Source organism: Nocardioides sp. dk884, from assembly GCF_009557055.1.
In the GTDB taxonomy this organism is placed as follows: Bacteria; Actinomycetota; Actinomycetes; order Propionibacteriales; family Nocardioidaceae; genus Nocardioides.
The window spans coordinates 1,550,210-1,569,405 of the sequence record NZ_CP045649.1; the positions used below are offsets into that span (position 1 = coordinate 1,550,210).

Consider the following 19,196-nt stretch of genomic DNA (forward strand, 5'->3'; position numbering starts at 1 on the left):
GTTTCGGCCCGCGGTAGGTGTCAAACCCAGCAATTGCGCAGTTACGCGCGCCACCTCGGCGACCGGCGGGACGACCCGGGGAACACCCGAGGGGCCCGGGGAACCCTCAGACCATCGAGAGCGTGACGGTGCTGCCCTTGGGGGCGAGCTTGCCCGAGCCGGGGCTGATGCTGACGACGTAGCGCAGCCCGACGTACAGCGCGCTCTCCTCGAGCTTGACCTCGAAGCCAGCGGCCTCGAGCTTGGCGACCGCCTCCTCGACGCCGGAGCCGCGCAGGCCGCCGGGGATCTCGACCAGCTCGGGGCCCTTGGAGACGACGAGGGCGACCCGGTCGCCGCGGAACAGGGTGCCCTCGCGCGGGGACTGCGAGATCACGACCCCCTTGGCGACGTCGTCGGAGAACTGCTCCTCGACCTCGGCGATCAGGTCGCGCTTGCCCAGCGCCGCCTCGGCGGCGTCGAGCTCCTTGCCCACCCAGTCGCCGACCGGGATGGGGCGGCGGCCCTTGCTGACGACGATCTCGACGTTGGCGCCGGGGGCCAGGATCTTGCCGGCGGCGGGCACGGTGCGGATCACCGCGCCCGCGGCGATCTTCTCCGACCAGCGCTCGGTGGTGCGCCCGATGCTCGCCTTGATCTCGGTGAGGGCGTCCTCGGCCTTCGCGAGCGGCTTGCCGGTGAGCCGGGGCAGCTCGTAGCGCTCCGGGCCCAGCGAGACCGTGAGCGTCACCGGGTCGCCGTCGAGGATGCGCTTGCCGGCCCCTGGATCGGTGCTGATCACCTCGCCCTTCGGGACCGTCTCGGAGTACGCCGGGTCGCCGGGCTCGACGTCGAGGCCCGCGGCCTCCAGACGGTCGGTCGCCGCGGACTCCGACAGGCTGATCACCGCCGGGACGTGGGTGTAGCGCGCCCAGCCGAACCAGTACGCGCCGCCGCCGACGGCCACGGCCAGCACCAGGGCGAGCACCAGCAGCTTGAGGCCGCGCCGGGAGCGACGCGGCTGCCGCGGGGAGCCGGCGGGCGCGGCCTGCCTCGGCTCGTCGTCGAGACCGTGCGCGTCGTGGTCCTCGGCCGCGGTCCGCTCGTCGAGCAGGGGAACCCGCGTGGTCGGGTTGGTCCCGGGCGCGCCGCGCAGCTCGGAGGGGTCCAGCACCGCGAACGGAGCGGTCAGCTCCCCGGTGTCGCCCGACAGCGTCGGGACCACACGGGTCTGCTCGGCGGCGGGGACCGGGCGCGGGCGCAGGTCGTCGGTGAGGTCGGCGTCCTCGCTGAGCCCGTCGGCGAGCGCCAGCGCCACCCGGCGCACGTGGTGCAGCAGCACCCCGGCGTCAGCGGGCCGCTGACCCCGGTCGCGTGCGGTGGCGCGGGCGACCAGCGCGTCGACGTACGCCGGGATGCCGGGCGCCAGCGACGACGGGGCGGGGACGTCCTCGTGGACGTGCTTCCAGGCCACCTGGATCGGGCTCTCGCCCTCGTGCGGCTTGCGCCCGGTGAGCAGCTCGAAGAGGACCACCCCGGCGGCGTACACGTCGGCGCGCTCGTCGGCGCGGCCCTCCACGACCAGCTCGGGGGCGAGGTAGGACAGGGTGCCGATCAGCACGCCGCCGGTGGCGGTGTGCTGGGTGTCGGCGCTGACCGCCTTGGCCAGCCCGAAGTCGGCGACCTTGATCCGCCCGTCCTCGGAGATCAGCACGTTCTCGGGCTTCACGTCGCGGTGCACCAGCCCGGCGCGGTGGGCGGCGGCCAGCGCGGCGAGGACCGGCTCGAGCAGCGCCAGGGCGCGGGCCGGCGGCATCGGGCTCTCCCGCGAGATCGTGTCGCGCAGGGTGTGTCCGACCACCATCTCCATGGCCAGGAACACCACGCCGTCGTCGTTGCCCTGGTCGAAGACCGCGACGACGTGGGGGTGGCTCAGGCGGGCGGCCGCGTGCGCCTCGCGCACGAAGCGGGCCGCGAACTCCTCGTCGTCACCGAGCCCCGGGTGCATCACCTTGACCGCGACCGTGCGGTCCAGGCGGGTGTCGGTGGCCTCGTAGACACTGGCCATCCCGCCGCGGGCGATCCGGCGCCCGACGCGGTAGCGACCGTCGAGGAGGCGACCGGTCAGCGGGTCGGGAGGGGACGCCGCGGACGCGGCGGTGCCCGACTGGGCGTGCCGATCCGTCTGCACAGCGACCCTCCTGCGACCGGACGGGGAAGGTTCCGGTGCGCCCATCGTACGGATCCCGCGGCCCCGGCGTCGCGCGTGTCGCCCTCCGGCGTGGCGCAGCGTGGTTTTCGTGGGCGGTTTTCCTGCTCGGACGGAGGGTGGGACGATGGGCACATGACCGAACCGCGCCTCGCCGACGCCGACCTCGCCGCGCTCGTCCCCGACTGGATCGACTGGGCCGAGGCCGCCCGTCGCCTCGGGGTCACGGTGGCCAAGGTCCGCACGATGATCCGCGACCACGAGCTCGCGGCGGCCGTGCCGAGCCCCGGCGCCGGCCAGCAGATCCCCGCCGACTTCATCCAGGACGGGCTGCCGGTCAAGGGCCTCGGTGGCCTGCTGACCGTGCTGCACGACGGCCGCTACGACGACCGCGAGTGCATCGCCTGGCTCTTCACCGAGCAGGACGACCTGCCGGGTCGCCCGATCGACGCGCTGCGGGAGAACCGCGGCTCGGAGGCCAAGCGGCGCGCCCAGGCGATGTCGCTCTGAGCTGACACCCTCACGTTTGGTCCCCAACGACAGTTCTTTCGGGGTTTGACGTGCCGTTCGTGACCATTCGTCGGGTGTCCGGCGCCTGCGACCGGGCGCCGCGGCACCCGGTCGAGGTCCGCGGGCCTCAGACGGTGCGCTGGGTGGCGGCCGCGGCCAGGTCCTCGAGCACGAGCGTCGCCTCGGGGTCCAGGCGCGCGCCGCGCAGCGCGTCGACGGCGCGCTCGCAGAGCGCCTCGATGACCTGCTCGAGCTGGGCGGGGGCGCCGGAGCCGGTCATGATCCGCTGCAGCTCGGCGACCTGCTCGGGGGAGAGGTGGGTGCCGAGCGCACGGTCGAGCACCGCGGCGTCCCCGTCGGGCGCGGCGTCCAGTGCGAGAGCGACCAGCACCGTGCGCTTGCCCTCCACCAGGTCGTCGCCGGCCGGCTTGCCGGTGACCGCGGGGTCGCCGAAGACGCCGAGCACGTCGTCGCGCAGCTGGAAGGCCTCGCCGAGCGGCAGCCCGAAGGCGGTGAGCGCCCGCAGCGCCGCCTGGTCGCCGCCGGCCAGCGCGGCGCCGATGTGCAGCGGGCGCTCGATGGAGTACTTGGCCGACTTGTAGCGCAGCACGGTCATCGCGGTGTCCACGTCGGCGCGGCCGCGCGCCTGCACCGAGACGTCGAGGAACTGTCCGGCGACCACCTCGGAGCGGCACAGGTCGAAGACCTCGAGGGCCGGGATCACCCGCTCGAGCGGCAGCCCGCAGCGGCGGATGAGCTCATCGGACCAGGTGAGGAGCAGGTCGCCCAGCAGGATGGCCGCCGCGGCGCCGTACTGCTCGGGGTCACCGCGCCAGGCCTGCTCGCGGTGCGAGGCCTCGAAGGCGCGGTGCGTCGCCGGACGCCCACGCCGGGTGTCGGAGGCGTCCATCAGGTCGTCGTGGACCAGCGCGCTCGCGTGCAGGATCTCCAGCGCGGCGCAGGCCCGCAGCAGGGCGGTCTCCTCCGCCTCGTCGGCCGGGGCGGCGATGGCGCGATAGCCCCAGTAGCAGAACGACGCGCGCAGTCGCTTGCCGCCGGCCACGGAACGACGGGCCTCCTCGATCAGCAGCGCCGCGTCCGGCCCCAGGGGCGCCAGCCGCTCGGCCTGCTCGTCGATGAACGCGTCCAGCGTGGCCTGCACGCGGTCGCGGAATCCGGGGCCGTCCCATCCGCTGGCTGTCACGGACAGGAGGCTAGCGGCCGACCCGCCGATGGACGGGCGCGGGGCTCGCCCGGCGCGGAACTTAGACTTCGGGCATGGCAGAGGACCGGATTGCGAGCATCGCCCAGCTCGTGCGCGACGGCGGACGCTCGTTCTCCTTCGAGTTCTTCCCCCCGAAGGACGAGGCCGGCGAGGAGCAGCTGTGGCGCGCGATCAGCGCCCTGGAGCCCTACCGGCCGACGTTCGTCTCCGTGACGTACGGCGCCGGCGGCTCCAGCCGCGACACCACCGTGCGGGTGACGAGTCGCATCGCGCGCGAGACGACGATGACGCCGATGGCGCACCTGACCTGTGTCGGCCACACGCGCGTGGAGCTCGAGGGGATCCTCGACAGCTACGCCGAGGCCGGCATCCACAACGTGATGGCGCTGCGCGGCGACCCCGCCGACGGCCCGCGCGCCCCGTGGCAGGCGACGCCGGGCGGGCTCACCTACGCCACCGAGCTGGTCGAGCTGGCCCGCGCGCGCGGCGACTTCACTGTCGGCGTGGCGGCCTTCCCCGAGGGCCACCCGACCGCCGAGTCGCTCGATCACGACGCCGACGTGCTGGTGGCCAAGGCCCGGGCCGGTGCGGAGTTCGCCGTCACCCAGATGTTCTTCCGTGCCTCGGACTACTTCGCACTGGTCGACCGGGTGCGGGCTCGCGGCATCGACATCCCGGTGCTGCCCGGCATCATGCCGATCCTCAACCTCAACGCGATCCGCCGCCAGGGCGAGCTGATCGGCTGCGACGTGCCGGCCGACATCGTGGCCCGCATCTCCGCCCACGACGGCGACCCGGCCGCGGTGCGCGCCGAGGGCATCGCACTGGCCGCGGAGCTGTGCGAGGAGCTGCTCGCCGGCGGCGCGCCCGGTCTGCACTTCTACACGCTGAACCGCTCCAAGGCGACGCTGGAGATCTTCGCCGCGCTCAACATGAGCGTCTGACCCACCGCGGCGCTGCCGCCCTCAGGCGGGCCCGACGACCTGGGCGACCAGGGCCGCCGAGAGCCCGACGTACGGGATCCCGCTGCCGGGCGTCGCGTGCGCGCCGGCGGCGAGTACGCCGGGGACCGGCGTGTGCGGGCCGAGGCGGCGGCGCACCGTGCGCCGGCCCTGCCACTGCACCCCCAGCGGGGACCCGCCCCAGTGCGCGACCAGGTCGCGGGGGCTGCGATCGACGCGGGTGAGCAGCCCGGGGCGCAGGTCGACGCCCTGGCGGGCCAGGGCGAGCAGGATGTCCTCGGCGAGCCGGCCGCGCCCGTGGACGGTCACCGCGCGGGCGCCGTCCGGGGCGGTGCCCCCCGGCCGGAGGACCAGCATCGGGTCGCCGTGGACGATGAGGTCGTGGGGCCCCTCGGGCAGCCCGGCGGCCGCGGCGGCCTCGGAGTCGATGCCCACGTGGCACACCACCGGCGGGATGGCCGGCGTCGTACGCGCGACGTAGGACGCCAGCGCCGGCAGCCGGCGCGGGTCGATCGCGCACACGACGACGTCGGCGTCGACCTCCCCGGCGCTGGTCGCGACGGCGACCGCGCGTCCGCCGCGCACGACGACGTCGGTGACGGTGACCCCGGTGCGCACGTCCACGCGGCGGGTGGCCAGCCGGGCGGTCAGCGCCTGCGCGAGGGCATCGGCGCCGCCGGCGAAGGACCAGGCGCCGAAGCGCTGCTCGACGTAGGAGTGCACGCCCGCCCAGGACGGGACGTCGCGCGGGTCGTGGCCGTCCGCGACGAACGGGTGCGCGGCCACCAGCCGCAGCCGCGGGTCGCGCAGGGTGCGGGCGAGACGGCGGCGCAGCGACTCGCGGCGATCGAGGATCGCGGCCAGCTCGCGGGGGAGCGCGGCCGGGTCCCAGGGGACCTCCAGGTAGTGGCGGCGCAGCACCTCCCACTCCTCGGCGTACGACGCGACGTGGTCGACCCAGGCCTGCCCGAGGCCGGGGGCGAGCTCGTCCACCGCGCGCAGCTGCCCGGCGCGGGAGGACGGGAGCCGCAGTGTGGTGCCGTCCTCGAAGCGGTGCTCGCGCACCAGGTCGGTCGCGACCAGCTCGAGCTCGCGCTCCAAGGGGCGCCCGCTCTTGCGGAACAGGTCGCGCAGCACGGCCGGGAGCAGCGTGGTCGAGGGACCGGCGTCCCAGGAGAACCCGTCCTCGGAGACCGCGACCAGCGCGCCGCCGAGGCGGTCCCCGCGCTCGAGCAGCGTGACGTCGTGGCCGAGCTTGGCGAGGCGCGCCGAGGTCGCCGCGCCGCCCAGACCGCCTCCGACCACCACGACCCGCGCCATGGCGCGAAGACTAGGACACCGGTGCGGACCCCGGACGCCCCAGGGCGACCGCGCGGGCCAGGGTCTCCCCGTCGCGGGCCACGAGCGTGGTGCCGTCGTCGGCGGTCACGATCGGGCGCTGGATGGCGCGCGGGTTCGCCGCCAGCGCGGCCAGCCACTCGGCGCGGGCCTGGGGCGTGCGCGGCAGGTCGATGCCGGCCTCGCGGGTCTCCCGGGGGCGCGCGACGTCCCAGGGTTCGAGCCCGAGCCGGTCGACCACGGCCCCGAGCTCCTTGGCCGTGGGCGGGTCGTCGAGGTAGCGGCGCACCGTGTGCTCGACCCCCGCCTCCTCCAGCGCGCGCTGCGCGGTGCGGCACTTCGAGCAGGCGGGGTTGATCCAGATCTCCATGCTCACGTGCTCACTCCATCTCCAGCTCGCGGGCGCCGGTCAGCGCGCGCAGCTCGTCGTACGTCGTGGAGAACACCGCGGAGGGGTGGCCCGCGGCGGCCCAGACGACCTCGTGGCGGCGCAGCCACGGGTCGAGCCAGGTCGGGACCGGCGCCGGGTGGCCGAGGGGCGAGACCCCGCCGATGACCTGGCCGGTGTGCTCACGGACCTGCTCGGGGCTGGCACGCCGCAGCCGCTTCACGCCGAGCCGCTCGGCCACCGCCACCGTGTCGACCCGGTGCGCGCCGGAGGTGAGCAGCAGCACGGGGGACCCGTCGGCGTCGAAGAGCAGGCTGTTGGCGATCGCGCCCACCTCGCAGCCGAGTGCCTCCGCGGCGAGTGCGGCGGTGTGGACGGAGTCCGGCAGAATGACCACCTGACCGGCTCCGCCGCGGCGGGTGTGCTCCGCCCGGAACCTCACGACCGAGGGGTGCTCCACGTTCATGGGGCTCATGGGGAAACCCTAGCCAGCGCGCGGACCGGCGCCGGGGACGACCTACGGAGGATGCATGGCTGCACAACAGGACAACACGAGGCCCGAGTCGGTGCGCCGCGCGCTCCAGGTGCTCTGGGCGCTGGTCGCCTTCGGGGCGGTCGCCGTCCTGCTGACCTGGATCTTCGAGGACAGCCTGATCCGATCGTGGGCGGAGGGCCACCGCTCGGTGCACGACGTGCTCGCGGCCGGCGGCGTCGAGGCGGTCAAGGACGGCGAGATCAAGCCGCCGGCGTTCGTGCCGGTGACCGCGGTCATCTACCTGGTGATGGGCGGGATGCTCGCGGTGCTGGCGCCGCTGCTGGCCGCCGGCTTCGAGTGGGCGCGGATCTGCCTGATCGTCACGCTGCTGACCCTCGTGGTCGGGGTCGGCGCGATCTTGATCACCGCGCCGCCGGCGCTGTTCCTGGTGCTCTCGGTGATCGGCCTGCTGCTGACCCTCGCCCTGCTGGTGCTGCTGGTGCACAAGGACACCACCGCCTACCTGCACTCCTGGTCCGAGGAGGACCGCGACACCGTCCAGCGCTGATCGGGGCGCGGGCCCACCGGCGTTGTCGGTGGGCGCGTGTAGCTTGCCGACATGCTCGAACGCGCGTTCGAGGATGTCGGTGGAGCCTCCCTCTCCGCCGACGCATCCAGGGTCGGTGAGCGAGAGGACAACCCCTGTGCCGTACGACGCCCCTCATCCCCATGCACTGCCGGCGACCACCCACGCCTACCTCGCCCGTTCCGCGGAGTCGCTGAGCGAGGCGATGGCGGCCCCGGACGCGCCGACCCGCTACGCCAGCGCCCACGTCGCCGCCCTGCGGGCCGCGGCGGCGCTGCTGGCGGCCCGGGCGCGCCCGGAGCCGGCCCGACGTCGGCCCCAGCGCAACGCCTGGGTGCTGCTCGCCGGGGTCGCGCCCGAGCTCGGCGAGTGGGCCGGGTTCTTCGCCGCCGGCGCCGCCAAGCGCGCGGCCTGCGAAGCCGGCTCGACCCGCGCGGTCACCGAGCGGGAGGCCGACGACCTCCTGCGTGACGCCGACCGGTTCCTCGCGGTCGTGGAGCAGGCGCTCGGACTGATGCCGCACGTGCCGGCCGCGGAGCAGGTCGTGCGCGCTGGTTGAGGCCGGTGGCCAGCGCGGTCGCAGTGGTCGTCAGCGGTGATCCGTGGCCGTCCGCGCGGCTCGCGACGGCGCGAAGGTGGCGACGCCCTAGGGTGGGTGCATGCCTAGCAGTGACCCGTTCGGGGACAAGCCCAGCGAGCGCCGGGCGGCCGCTCGGACCTCCGTGGTGTGGGGGGCCTTGCGTCCCGTTCTGGACGCCGGCCCGTGCGACGTGCTCGACCTCGGCGGTGGCACCGGCGTCTCCGCGGTGCGGGCCGCCGAGCTGGGCCACCGCGTGACGGTGGTGGACCCCAGCCCCGACGCGCTGGCCTCGCTCGACCGCCGCGCCCGCGAGCTCGGCGTGCAGGTCGCCGGCCACCAGGGCGACGTGAGCACGCTCCTGGACGTGCCCGGGCGTGCCGGCGCCGACGTGGTGCTGTGCCACGGGGTGCTCGAGGTCGTCGACGACCCGGCTGCCGCGCTGGCCACGATCCGCGAGGTGCTGCGGCCCGGTGGCACCCTCAGCCTGCTCGTCGCCCAGCGCTACGCCGCCGTGGTCGCCCGCGCGATGGCGGGTCACTTCGGCCAGGCTCTCGCGGCCCTCGACGACACCGCGCCCGCCGGGCGCGCCGGCCGCCGGGTCACCCGCGACGAGCTCGAGGCGCTGCTGGTCGGCGCCGGGTTCGAGGTCGCGCAGGTCCACGGCGTACGCGTGTTCGCCGACCTGGTCCCCGGCTCGCTGGTCGACTCCGAGCCCGGCGCGAGCGCCGCGCTGGTCGAGCTCGAGCACGCCGTCGCGGGACGCGAGGAGTTCCTCCCGCTCGCCACCCAGCTGCACGTCCTGGCCCGCTGAATGCGCGCCGACGGCACCGATGTCAGGGCGCGGCCATGAGATTTGACCGCCACGGGTACCGCGTTGGGAATCACCTGCCTAGACTTGCTGCAGGGGCCATCCATCAGGATCGGCTGGTCAGCACGACAGTGGGAGGATCCGGTGCCACTCTCTGAAGAGGAGCTGCGGCTACTCGAGCAGATGGAGCGTGCCCTCGTCGAGGAGGACCCCAAGTTCGCCTCGACGCTCCGCGGCACCTCGATTCGTCGTTCCGCCCGCCGTCGAGCGATCGCCGCGGGCTGTGTGTTCGTGGTCGGCATCGCCGTCCTGATGACCGGTGCCGTGGCCCAGCAGTGGGCGATCGGCGTCGTCGGCTTCGTGGTGATGCTGGCGTCGGCGACGGTGGGCCTCAACGCCATCCGCGGCCAGCAGGCCGCCGTGGCCGCCGACGCCCGCACCGCGGGACACCCCTCGCGAGGCTTCACGGTCATCGAGGGCGGCAAGCGCGGCCGCACCCGCCGCCCGCGCCGCAACGCCGGCTCCTTCATGGAGCGGGCCGAGGAGCGTTGGCGCCGCCGCCGCGAGGAGAACGGCGGCTTCTGAGCCCAGACCCGGCGCGCAACCATTGGCGCCGAGTCGGCGCGCCACAAGCGCCGACTCGCCCAACCATTGGCGCCGACTCGGCGTGCAGTGGGGGCGCTCAGCCGACGCGGTCGACCAGGTCGGAGCGGGTCCGCTCCGGCTCGCCGTCGCCCAGACGCCGGGGGGTCGGCGTACGGCGGGTGAAGGCGGTGCGCGGCCACCAGGCGGCGCGGCGGCGGGCGCGGCGCGGCGCCCCACCCTCGAGTGCGGCGAGGCAGGTCTCGGCGTCCGCACGGACCTGCGGCACCGGGTTTCCGGGACGCGCGTAGCGGCCGCGCTCCAGGGCCAGGACCAGCCGGTCCAGCGCGGCGGTCGCCTCCGGAGCGACCTGTGCCCCGTGGGCCGGACGCTCCTCGGGGCCCGGACCGGCGGGCGAGCCGAGGTGCTCGAGCAACACGCGACGCAGCTGACGCGGTGAGCGCCCGTCGGGCCACGGGATCCCCAGGTCGCGCGCGGTGTCGCGCAGCTCGGCCCAGACCTCCTCGGGCCCGCCCCGCAGCCGGCGCTCGCGCCGTCCACGTCGTACGCCGCCGGGCAGCAGCAGCGACCCGGTGAGCAGCACGACCGCGAGGATCCCGCTTGCCACGGTGCCCCACGGGAAGGTCTCCTCGGCCGCAGCGGCCACCGGGGCCTCCTCCTCGGCCGGGGCCGGTGCCGGCACGCTCTCCGGTCCCCGGGGCAGGTCGTCGCCGTTGGGCTGGGCGTTCTCGCTCGGCAGCATCGGCTCCTCGCCCGCACCCACCTCGATGCGCGTGTACGGCGGCACGTCGGCGGCGCGGTCCGGGGGAGTCGGCTCGAAGGCCACCCATCCCGAGCCCGGCACGAACAGCTCGGGCCAGGCGTGCAGGTCCCAGGTGCTGTACTCCCAGGTCTGCGCGTCCACCCGGTCCGGGCGCAGGAACCCCACGGCCACCCGCGCCGGGATGTCGAGGCTGCGCGCCATCACCGCCATGGCGGCGGCGAACTGCTCGCAGTACCCGCGACGGTCCTCGACGAGGAACTTCTGCAGGTCGTCGGAGCCGTTGCCGGGCTCGACGTCGGTGGAGTAGGTGAAGTTGCCGTCGCTGCGGAACCAGTCCTGCAGGGCCACCGCCTTCTCGTACGGCGAGCCCGCCCCGGCGGTGACGCTCGTGGCGAGCTCGTCCACGACGGGGGAGAGGCCGACCGGCAGGTCGAGGAACTCCTCGTCCACGAGCCCGGCACCGGACGGAGCCGCGACCATGTCCTCGGGCACGCGGACCAGGTCGACGGCCGTCATCTCATAGCTGAGGCCCGCGGTGGTCAGGTCGTCCTCCCCGGCGATGAAGTCCATCGTGGCGACGTCGTAGCGCCAGTCGCCGGGCGCCACGACCGCCGAGACCGGGGCCTGCGTGGGCAGCCAGGTCGACTCGAACTCCTCGGTCGCCTCGACCTCGTAGTCGTGCTCGATCCGCTCCACGTCGGGTGCCACGCCCTCCAGGTCGGGGAGCTCGCCGCGAGGCAGCTGGTCGACGGGGACCTCGCGGTCCCCGGAGCTCCACTCATCGGCGGAGAAGCGGTTGAGCACCGCGATGCGCAGGTACGACGGGTCGCGGTCGGTGGTGCGCACCCGCAGCAGCGGGAAGTCCTCGCCGCGGACGAGGTCACGCGTCAGGTCGACCATCGGGTTCTCCAGCTCGATCTCGCTGCCCCCCGCGCCCCCGCGCCCGGAGCCGAGCAGGTCGAGGTCGGCGCTCGGGATCACCAGCGGGAGCGCCAGGGCGATGCCGACCGACAGGGTCCCGACCGCGCCGGCGCTCGCGCGCAGCGGTCCCGGGTGCGCCGGCGTGCCCTGCTCGGGCCGGGTGCCGGTGGCGGCGTCGAACGGGCGGCCCCAGCGCGCCACCCGGTCGTCCTGGTCGAGGAAGAGCAGCAGCAAGAACCCGGCCGCGCTGAGCAGGAAGACCCACCAGCGTGGACCGGTCGCGAGCAGGCTGGTCGGCACGCTCTGCACCGCGAGCAGCGGCAGGCCGGCGAGGGCCACGCGCCGCAGCGTGCAGGCGAGCAGGTCGACCAGGACCAGGCAGCCCGCCCCGGCAGCCAGCATGAACGGGTCGATCGGCGGGGCGACCACCGGCACGGGAGCGGCGTACAGCCGGGCGCTGTCGCCGGCCGCGTCGAACGCCGCGGTCAGCTCGGCCCACGCGGGCCCGAGCGGGACCGGCGACCCGGTGACCTCGAGGCTGACGGCGGCGCCGGCCACGAGCAGCTGGACCGCTGCGACCAGGACCGCCGGTGCGCGCAGGCGGCGCAGGAGCGCCCCGGCCGCGACGACCGCGACGGCGATGAGCAGCAGCGGTCCGAGGTAGGCGCCGGCGTCGACGGCGAGCCCCGACCACGAGAGCATCGAGACCCAGGCAGTGCCCGCGGCGACCGCCGCGAGCCGCAGCGAGGCGCCCGGTGGCGGACGACGGCGGCTCATCGCCCGACCCCGGTGTACGTCGCCCGGCCCGCGCCGGCGGCCCCGGCACGCGCCAGCTCCTGCCAGGCCGTGTCGAGGCGGTCACGTGGCCGCAGGGGAGCGGCGCGCCAGCCGTGCTGGGCGAGGAGCGGCGCGGCGCTGCTCCCGGCCCCCTGACGGGTGGGGTCCGGGCCTCGCTCGGTGGCCCAGGCGTCCACGTCGAGTGCGATGGCCAGCGCGGCACCGGCGTGGTGCTGCATGCGGCGCAGGACCGGAAGATCGGTCGGCGCGACGGCACCGAGGACGGCCACGGTGAGGCCGCCGGTGCCGTGCTCGGTGAGCCAGGCAGAGTCGACTCGGGGCGTCGTTGCCGCCTCGACGACCGCCAGCGCCTCCAGCAGGGCGCGGCTGCTGAGCTCGGCGTCGCGCACGTGCCAGGCGCCGCCGGCCTCCTCGCCGGTGGCGGTGACGAGCCGGACGGTGAATCCGCGGTGGCCCAGGTGGACCGCGATGGACGCCGCGGCGGACACCGCGGTCTCCAGCGAGGACGCCACCCCTTGACCGCGGTGCGCCACCGCGCGGTTGTCGAGGAACAGCGTCGCGCGCGACTGCCAGGGCTGCTCCTCGCGGCGCACCATCAGCTCGCCCATCCGAGCCGAGCTGCGCCAGTGCACCCGGCGCAGGTCGTCACCGCGGCGGTACTCCCGCACGGTGACGTCCTCGGCCGAGCCCGTGGCGAACGCGCGCGGGCGGTTGTCGCCCGAGCCGGTCCAGGCGCCGCCCAACGGGATCGCCGGCAGCGGGACCGTGCGGGGGGTGACCGTGAGCGGCACCGAGGTCTGGAAGGCCCGGTCGACCTCGACCAGGCCGAACGGGTCGCTCACGCGCACCCGCATCGGGCCGAGCTCGAAGCGGCCGCGGACGTCGGAGCGGACCTGGTAGCCCACCTGGCGTCGCCACCCGTGCCCCACGCCCTCGAGCACGAAGCGCGGCCGGGAGCCGAGCACGTAGGGCAGCTGGTCCTCGAGCATGAGCACCCCGCTGGGCGCGCGCCCCTCGTTGGCCAGGGCCAGGCTCACGCGGGCCGGCTGGCCGGCGGCCACCAGCTGCGGGGTCACCGTGCGCACCAGCGAGAGCTGGTAGCGCGAGCGCCCCACGACGTACGCCGTGAGGAGCGGGAGCACGAGCACCAGGACCCCGACGCGGACCAGGGTGGTCTGGCCGAGCAGGACCGCGCACACGATCGCCGTCACGCCCCCGGCGACGAACGCGCGTCCCCGGGTCGTCAGACCGGCCAGTGCCTCACGCACGCTGGCCTCGTCAGCCCGGGCTGCCGTCGGGCACGGGCACGGAGGCGATGAGGCCGTCGAGGATCGCGGTGGTCGTGCGTCCGCTCATCGCCGCCTCCACTCCGGGCAGGAGCCGGTGGGCGAGCACCGGCTGGGCGAGCACCCGGACGTCGTCGGGCAGCACGTAGTCGCGCCCGTTGATCGCGGCGTACGCCTTGGCCGCGCGCACCAGGTGCAGGGTCGCCCGCGGCGAGGCGCCCAGGGCGAGGTCGCTGCTGCGTCGGGTCGCGGTCACCAGGCCGACGGTGTAGCGCTGGACGGCGGTGGAGACATGGACCTGCTCGACGATGCCGGTCAGCTTGCGGACCTCCGCGGCGTCGGTGACCGCCTCGAGGTCCTCCAGCGGGCTGGGCCCGGTGTGGCTGGCGATCATCGCGATCTCCGCCGCCTCCACCGGGTAGCCGACGGCGACCCGCGCCATGAAGCGGTCGCGCTGCGCCTCGGGCAGGGCGTAGGTGCCCTCCATCTCGACCGGGTTCTGGGTCGCGATCACCATGAACGGGGCCTCGAGGTGGTACGTCGTGGTGTCGACGGTGACCTGACGCTCCTCCATGCACTCCAGCAGCGCCGACTGGGTCTTCGGCGAGGCCCGGTTGATCTCGTCGCCGACCACGATGTTGGCGAAGATCCCGCCGGGGCGGAACTCGAACTGCCGGGTGTCCTGGTTGAAGATCGACACGCCTGTCACGTCGGAGGGCAGCAGGTCCGGGGTGAACTGGATGCGGCGCACGGTCGAGTCGATGCTGCGCGCGAGCGCCTTGCTGAGCATCGTCTTGCCGACGCCCGGCACGTCCTCGATGAGCAGGTGACCCTCGGCGAGCAGGACCACGATCGCGGCGGTGACGACGTCGGGCTTGCCCTCGATGACCCGCTCGATGTTGCCCCGGACCCGAGCCACCACGCGCGCCAAGGTCTCGAGGTCGGCTCCGGCAGGAGTCGGGTTGCTCACGTGCGCTCTCTCCCTGCTGTGACCAGCCGCACTCCGCGGTGTCACCACCGTAGGCCGTCGCCACAACCGACGGGGAGGTGTTGGCGGGACTAGAGCGGTCCGGACGCCTCCGCGCGCCACCGCCCCCCACCACGCCCCACCGGCGGGCGGCGTCGCCCCACCACGCCCCACCACCGCTCCCCACCACCGTGCGCCGCCGCCCCGCGGTCCCCGCCGGGGCGTCGCTGACCTGCGCAAACGCCGGGTCCGCGCCCACCGGAGCCCCGCCACGTGCGGCCGCTCCCAGATCGCGCCGCGCCCACGGTGATACCCGCGGCCGACCGCCGAACCCGGCTCCGACCTGCGCAAACGCGACCTACCTGGATCAACCGTGGTTGACGGTGGGGGATTGTGGAGTAAAGTGGAGCGAAGTGGAGGAGAGGTCGACCCTGGGAGGTGCCCGATGTTCTTCATGGGCACCTACACCCCGAAGCTCGACGACAAGGGTCGGCTCTTCCTCCCAGCGAAGTTCAGGGACCGACTCGCGGAGGGGCTCGTGGTCACGCAGGGACAGGAGAACTGCCTCGTCGTGTGGCCCACGGACGTCTTCATGGAGGAGGCCCAGCGAGCCCGGTCGACCCCGCTGACGGTGAAGAGCGCACGTGAGTACGCGCGCATCCTCTTCGCCGGAGCGGACGAGGGGTCGCTGGACAAGCAGGGCCGCATCGGCATCCCCGCGAACCTGCGGGACTACGCCGGCCTCGACAAGGAGGTCGTCGTGATCGGTGTCATGGACCGCATCGAGATCTGGGACCCGGCCCGCTGGGCCGACTACTCCACCGGCGCCCAGCAGAAGTTCGCCGAGCTCGACGAGCAGCAACCCCAGGACTGAGCCACCCGCCACAACTTCACAACGGACGACGCAGGACGAGGTCTCGTGCCCGCTCCCCGCAGCCCCCTCTGGGATCACTTCCCCGGTTCCAGACGGAGCGCCTTCCCCAGGAGGGGAGCGGGCAGGGACCTGGTCCTGCGTAGCCGTTCCCGGGCCGCACGCCCACCGCAGCACCAGCCACCAGCTACCCAGCACCCACCAGCAGGCGCACTCGAGCGGGGTCGAACCGATGAGCAGCACACCCTTCACCCACGCGGACCTCCGGTCCGCGCACGGGGCTGACGGGCCGCCGCGGCGGGTCCGTGAGCAGGCCCGTGACGTCGTCGCCGTGATGGCCTTCTCCGCGTCGGTCTCCATCGGCGCAGCCCTTCTCCTCCTCGTCCTGTCCCGGCTCGGCTGAGGGCGAGATGAGCAGCCCCCGCCACGTCCCCGTCCTCCTGGACCGGGTCGTCTCCCTCCTCGCCCCCGCGCTCGAGCGCGCCGACGGTGCCGCCCCTGACGGCCGCACCGTCATGGTCGACTGCACCCTCGGCCTCGGCGGGCACAGCGAGGCGGTCCTCGAGCGGCTCGACTCCGTGCGGGTCGTCGGCATCGACCGGGACCCCGCCGCGCTCGACCTGGCTCGCACCCGCCTCGCGCCGTACGGCGACCGGTTCGTCGGCGTGCACGCGGTGTACGACGAGATCGCCGAGGTCGTCGAGGACCTCGGGCTCGACCACGTCGACGCCGTCCTGTTCGACCTCGGCGTGTCCTCGATGCAGCTCGACGTGCGCGAGCGCGGCTTCGCCTACGCCGAGGACGCCCCGCTCGACATGCGGATGGACGGCACCACCGGACCCACCGCCGCCGACGTGCTCAACACCTACACCCACGCCCAGCTGACCCGCGTGCTGCGCGAGTACGGCGAGGAGAAGTTCGCCAAGAAGATCGCCGCCGCCGTGGTCCGCGAGCGCGAGAAGGAGCCGTTCACCCGCTCCGGACGCCTCGTGGAGCTGCTGTACGCCGAGATCCCGGCGCCCGCGCGGCGTACCGGGGGACACCCGGCGAAGCGGACCTTCCAGGCGCTGCGCATGGAGGTCAACGACGAGCTCGCGGTGCTGCGTCGCGCGATGCCGGCCGCGCTCGGCGTCGTCGGCGTCGGTGGCCGCGTGGTCGTGGAGTCCTACCACTCCCTGGAGGACCGGCTGGTCAAGCAGGCCTTCACCGCCGTCACCCGCAGCGAGGTGCCGCCGGACCTGCCGTTCGTGCCGGCCGGCAGCGAGCCGCCGTTCCGTCAGGTCACCCGCGGCGCCGAGAAGGCCGACGCGGACGAGACCGCCCAGAACCCCCGCGCCGCCTCCGTGCGCCTGCGGGCCGTCGAACGTGTTCACCCGTCTTCCCCCGGAGTGATGTCATGAGCAGTCCCGCAGCAGACCCGCGCCCCTACGGCGCGGTGCGCTCCCGCGTCCCCCGGATAGCCGAGGCCGCGGTCGAGCGGGCGCGGCTCACCGTCGTCCCGCGCGCCCAGGCGGTGCGAGCGGCGCGCCTGCCCTTCGTGGTGCTGATCAGCGCGATCATGCTCGGCGGGGTGATCGGGCTGTTGATGTTCAACACCTCGATGCAGCAGACGTCGTTCACGGCCACCACCCTCGAGGGCCGGGCGACCACGCTGCTGGCCCGCGAGCAGGCGCTCACCGCCGAGCTCGAGGAGCTGCGCGACCCCCAGCACCTGGCCAGCGCCGCGCGCGCCCAGGGGATGCGGACGCCGGTCGCCCCGGCCTTCTTGATGCCCGACGGCACGGTGCGTGGCGAGGCCGTGCCGACCCCCAGCGAGGACGGGGAGCGGATCACCGGCAAGCTGCCGCCGATGCCGGCGCTCCTCGCGCCCGAGCCGCCCGCACCGGCGGCGCCCGCCGACTCCGGCCGCGACTCCGCTGCGCAGGACGCGGCCCCGGGTGAGTCCGGCGACACCGGCGCGGGCAGCCGTGAACGGGAGCGCCGAGACGATAGGAAGAACAGGAACGAGCAGAACCGCCGCTGACCGAGACCGGAGATCCCCGTGCGTCGTACCCCGCAGCAGCGCCCCCGCGGGAGCATGCGTGGCTCGCCCCAGGTCCGCCTGCGCGTCGGCTTCGTGCTGATCGCGATGGTGCTCTCGATCTTCGGTGCCCGGCTGGTGCAGCTGCAGGGCCTGGACCCCAACTCCTATGCGCCGATGGCGGCGGCCGAGGGCCTGCGCGAGATCGTGCTGCCCGCCGAGCGCGGCGACATCCTGGACCGCAACGGCGAGCCGCTCGCCACCTCGGTCGAGGGCTCGATGGTGATCGCGGATCCCGCCCTCACCACCGAGGACGCCCCCGAGCTGGCCAAGTTCCTCGCGAACCGCCTCGAGGTGGACTACTTCACCGTCCTGGAGCGGCTGCGTGCCGAGGGCAGCCGCTATGAGTACGTCGCGCGCCAGGTGCCCGCGGCCCGGGCCCAGGCCGTGGTGGACGCCGCGCGCGAGCGCGGGTTCGACGGCCTCACCACCAGCCGCGACCCGATCCGCACCTACCCCGCCGGCGACGTCGCCGCCAACCTGGTCGGGTTCCTCGGGACCCCGGACCCGGAGGAGGGCGACCAGCCGCTGGCCGGCCTCGAGCTCGCCTTCGACCAGGTGCTCTCGGGCACCGACGGCTCCGCGCGCTACCAGGTCGGCGCCGGCAACCGGCTGCCGCTGGCCGACAGCACCACCGTCGACGCCGTCGACGGCGGTGACCTGACCACGACCATCGACCGCGACCTGCAGTGGTACGCCCAGCGCGTGCTGCGCCAGACCGTCGAGGACTCGGATGCGAAGTCCGGCTTCGCGGTCGTCATGGACTCGCGCACCGGTGACCTGCTCGCGGTCGCCGACCACCCGACGTTCGACGCCAACAAGCCGGCCGAGTCGGCCAAGGACGACCGGATCTCGCGCGCCATGACCGACGTCTACGAGCCCGGATCGGTGCAGAAGGTGCTGACCCTCGGCGCCCTCGTGGACGCCGGCAAGGTCACCCCGCGCACCCGGATCACCGTGCCGCCGGTGCTCGAGCGCCAGGACCGCCCGATCGGCGACTGGTTCGACCACGGCACGATCCGGCTGACCCTCGCCGGCGTGCTGGCCAAGTCCTCCAACATCGGCACCGTGCTGGCGGCCGACCAGTTCGCCGAGGGCGAGCTGCGCGACTACCTCACCCGCTTCGGCCTCGGCCAGCGCACCGGCATCGGCGTGCTGGGGGAGAGCCCGGGCATCCTGCCCTCGGGCTCGCTGTGGACCAGCCAGACCGAGGACCGCATCGCCTTCGGCCAGTCGCTCTCGGTCAACGCCGTGCAGATGGCGGCCGCGGTCAACACCATCGCCAACGGCGGGGTCCGCGTCGACCCCAGCCTCATCGAGGGCTCCGCGACGATGAACGACGGGACCGTCGTCGGCACCGAGCAGGCCGGCACCCGTCGCGTGCTCAGCGAGCGTGCCGCGCACCAGACCGCGGCGATGATGGAGCGGGTCGTGGACCCCGAGGCCGGGGTCGCCCCGGGTGCGGCGATCCCGGGCTACCGGGTCGCGGGCAAGACCGGCACCGCGCAGGCCGTCGGCGCCGAGTGCGGCTGCTACGACGGCACCTTCGACGTCTCCTTCGCCGGGTTCGCCCCCGCCGACGACCCGCGCTTCACCGTCTACGTCGTGGTCAAGGACCCGGGCAACGGTGGTGGCGGCGGCTCGGTCGCAGGCCCCGCGTTCGCCAAGCTGATGAGCTTCACGCTGCGTCGCTACGGCGTCCCGCCCACCGGCACGGAGCCCTCGAAGCTGCCGGTCGAGTGGTGAGGGTCCCGTCTCGGAGCGCCGGCCCCGACGGGGGTAGCCTCGACCGGTGAGTGACCCGACGACCACCCCCCGTCCGCGCCACCCCGCCCCCGTCGACCTCG

General features: G+C 74.5%; 19 protein-coding genes. 11 read left to right on the forward strand and 8 right to left on the reverse strand.

All coding sequences use genetic code 11. The annotated features are described in order from the left end of the window. Nucleotides 1-106 precede the first annotated feature (106 nt). Nucleotides 107-2,170 carry a Stk1 family PASTA domain-containing Ser/Thr kinase gene (gene pknB, locus GFH29_RS07545; protein WP_416224773.1) on the reverse strand — a complete coding sequence of 688 codons (2,064 nt, stop codon included), beginning with the start codon at nt 2,168-2,170 and terminating at the stop codon, nt 107-109. A 153-nt stretch (nt 2,171-2,323) separates the two neighbouring features. On the opposite strand from pknB, the gene GFH29_RS07550 reads away from it, so the two are divergent. After that, entirely contained in the window at nt 2,324-2,698 is a 375-nt protein-coding gene (locus GFH29_RS07550) for an Rv2175c family DNA-binding protein (protein ID WP_153322764.1), read from the forward strand. 127 nt (nt 2,699-2,825) lie between these two features. On the opposite strand, the gene GFH29_RS07555 is transcribed toward GFH29_RS07550, so the two are convergent. Next, the gene (locus tag GFH29_RS07555) at nt 2,826-3,902 is read right to left on the reverse strand and encodes a polyprenyl synthetase family protein (RefSeq protein WP_228387825.1); all 1,077 of its coding nucleotides are present in this window, start codon (nt 3,900-3,902) and stop codon (nt 2,826-2,828) included. Nucleotides 3,903-3,976: 74 nt separating this feature from the next. On the opposite strand from GFH29_RS07555, the gene metF reads away from it, so the two are divergent. Next, nucleotides 3,977-4,867: a methylenetetrahydrofolate reductase [NAD(P)H] gene (metF, locus tag GFH29_RS07560; RefSeq protein WP_153322766.1), complete on the forward strand. Its 891-nt coding sequence runs from the start codon at nt 3,977-3,979 to the stop codon at nt 4,865-4,867. A gap of 21 nt (nt 4,868-4,888) precedes the next feature. On the opposite strand, the gene GFH29_RS07565 is transcribed toward metF, so the two are convergent. From GFH29_RS07565 to GFH29_RS07575, 3 genes are read right to left on the reverse strand one after another with little or no spacing between them, the layout of a single operon-like run. Further along, entirely contained in the window at nt 4,889-6,205 is a 1,317-nt protein-coding gene (locus GFH29_RS07565) for a phytoene desaturase family protein (protein WP_153322767.1), read from the reverse strand. A gap of 10 nt (nt 6,206-6,215) precedes the next feature. Beyond that, nucleotides 6,216-6,593, reverse strand: coding sequence for an ArsC/Spx/MgsR family protein (locus tag GFH29_RS07570; protein WP_153325688.1), 378 nt, complete (start codon nt 6,591-6,593; stop codon nt 6,216-6,218). A 10-nt stretch (nt 6,594-6,603) separates the two neighbouring features. After that, nucleotides 6,604-7,086: a YbaK/EbsC family protein gene (locus GFH29_RS07575; protein WP_228387826.1), complete on the reverse strand. Its 483-nt coding sequence runs from the start codon at nt 7,084-7,086 to the stop codon at nt 6,604-6,606. Between the two features lie 55 nt (nt 7,087-7,141). On the opposite strand from GFH29_RS07575, the gene GFH29_RS07580 reads away from it, so the two are divergent. The 4 genes from GFH29_RS07580 to GFH29_RS07595 all read left to right on the forward strand — a co-directional run bounded on the left by GFH29_RS07580 (nt 7,142) and on the right by GFH29_RS07595 (nt 9,645). Continuing rightward, the gene (locus GFH29_RS07580; RefSeq protein ID WP_153322768.1) at nt 7,142-7,654 is read left to right on the forward strand and encodes a hypothetical protein; all 513 of its coding nucleotides are present in this window, start codon (nt 7,142-7,144) and stop codon (nt 7,652-7,654) included. 115 nt (nt 7,655-7,769) lie between these two features. Then, nucleotides 7,770-8,231 (forward strand): SAV_6107 family HEPN domain-containing protein, encoded by a 462-nt coding sequence (locus GFH29_RS07585; RefSeq protein WP_228387827.1) that lies wholly within the window; start codon nt 7,770-7,772, stop codon nt 8,229-8,231. A gap of 100 nt (nt 8,232-8,331) precedes the next feature. Further along, nucleotides 8,332-9,063 (forward strand): methyltransferase domain-containing protein, encoded by a 732-nt coding sequence (locus GFH29_RS07590; RefSeq protein ID WP_153322769.1) that lies wholly within the window; start codon nt 8,332-8,334, stop codon nt 9,061-9,063. 141 nt (nt 9,064-9,204) lie between these two features. Continuing rightward, on the forward strand, nt 9,205-9,645 hold the full coding sequence (locus GFH29_RS07595) for a DUF3040 domain-containing protein (protein WP_153322770.1): 441 nt from the start codon (nt 9,205-9,207) through the stop codon (nt 9,643-9,645). Between the two features lie 97 nt (nt 9,646-9,742). On the opposite strand, the gene GFH29_RS07600 is transcribed toward GFH29_RS07595, so the two are convergent. The 3 genes from GFH29_RS07600 to GFH29_RS07610 are packed head-to-tail and all read right to left on the reverse strand — an operon-like array spanning nt 9,743 to nt 14,401. After that, nucleotides 9,743-12,124: a transglutaminaseTgpA domain-containing protein gene (locus GFH29_RS07600; protein ID WP_153322771.1), complete on the reverse strand. Its 2,382-nt coding sequence runs from the start codon at nt 12,122-12,124 to the stop codon at nt 9,743-9,745. After that, entirely contained in the window at nt 12,121-13,413 is a 1,293-nt protein-coding gene (locus tag GFH29_RS07605; RefSeq protein WP_153322772.1) for a DUF58 domain-containing protein, read from the reverse strand. The genes GFH29_RS07600 and GFH29_RS07605 overlap by 4 nt, the downstream gene beginning before the upstream one ends. A gap of 10 nt (nt 13,414-13,423) precedes the next feature. After that, complete coding sequence (locus GFH29_RS07610) at nt 13,424-14,401, reverse strand: AAA family ATPase (protein WP_153322773.1); 978 nt, start codon at nt 14,399-14,401, stop codon at nt 13,424-13,426. Between the two features lie 442 nt (nt 14,402-14,843). On the opposite strand from GFH29_RS07610, the gene mraZ reads away from it, so the two are divergent. From mraZ to GFH29_RS07635, 5 genes are all read left to right on the forward strand, one after another. Further along, nucleotides 14,844-15,272: a division/cell wall cluster transcriptional repressor MraZ gene (gene mraZ / locus GFH29_RS07615; protein WP_153322774.1), complete on the forward strand. Its 429-nt coding sequence runs from the start codon at nt 14,844-14,846 to the stop codon at nt 15,270-15,272. Nucleotides 15,273-15,501: 229 nt separating this feature from the next. After that, nucleotides 15,502-15,672 carry a hypothetical protein gene (locus GFH29_RS07620; protein ID WP_153322775.1) on the forward strand — a complete coding sequence of 57 codons (171 nt, stop codon included), beginning with the start codon at nt 15,502-15,504 and terminating at the stop codon, nt 15,670-15,672. Between the two features lie 7 nt (nt 15,673-15,679). After that, nucleotides 15,680-16,669, forward strand: a complete 990-nt coding sequence (gene rsmH, locus GFH29_RS07625; protein ID WP_153322776.1) for a 16S rRNA (cytosine(1402)-N(4))-methyltransferase RsmH — start codon at nt 15,680-15,682, stop codon at nt 16,667-16,669. Further along, nucleotides 16,666-17,292, forward strand: coding sequence for a hypothetical protein (locus tag GFH29_RS07630; protein WP_153322777.1), 627 nt, complete (start codon nt 16,666-16,668; stop codon nt 17,290-17,292). The genes rsmH and GFH29_RS07630 overlap by 4 nt, the downstream gene beginning before the upstream one ends. An 18-nt stretch (nt 17,293-17,310) precedes the next feature. Continuing rightward, on the forward strand, nt 17,311-19,095 hold the full coding sequence (locus tag GFH29_RS07635) for a peptidoglycan D,D-transpeptidase FtsI family protein (protein ID WP_228387828.1): 1,785 nt from the start codon (nt 17,311-17,313) through the stop codon (nt 19,093-19,095). Nucleotides 19,096-19,196: the final 101 nt, after the last annotated feature.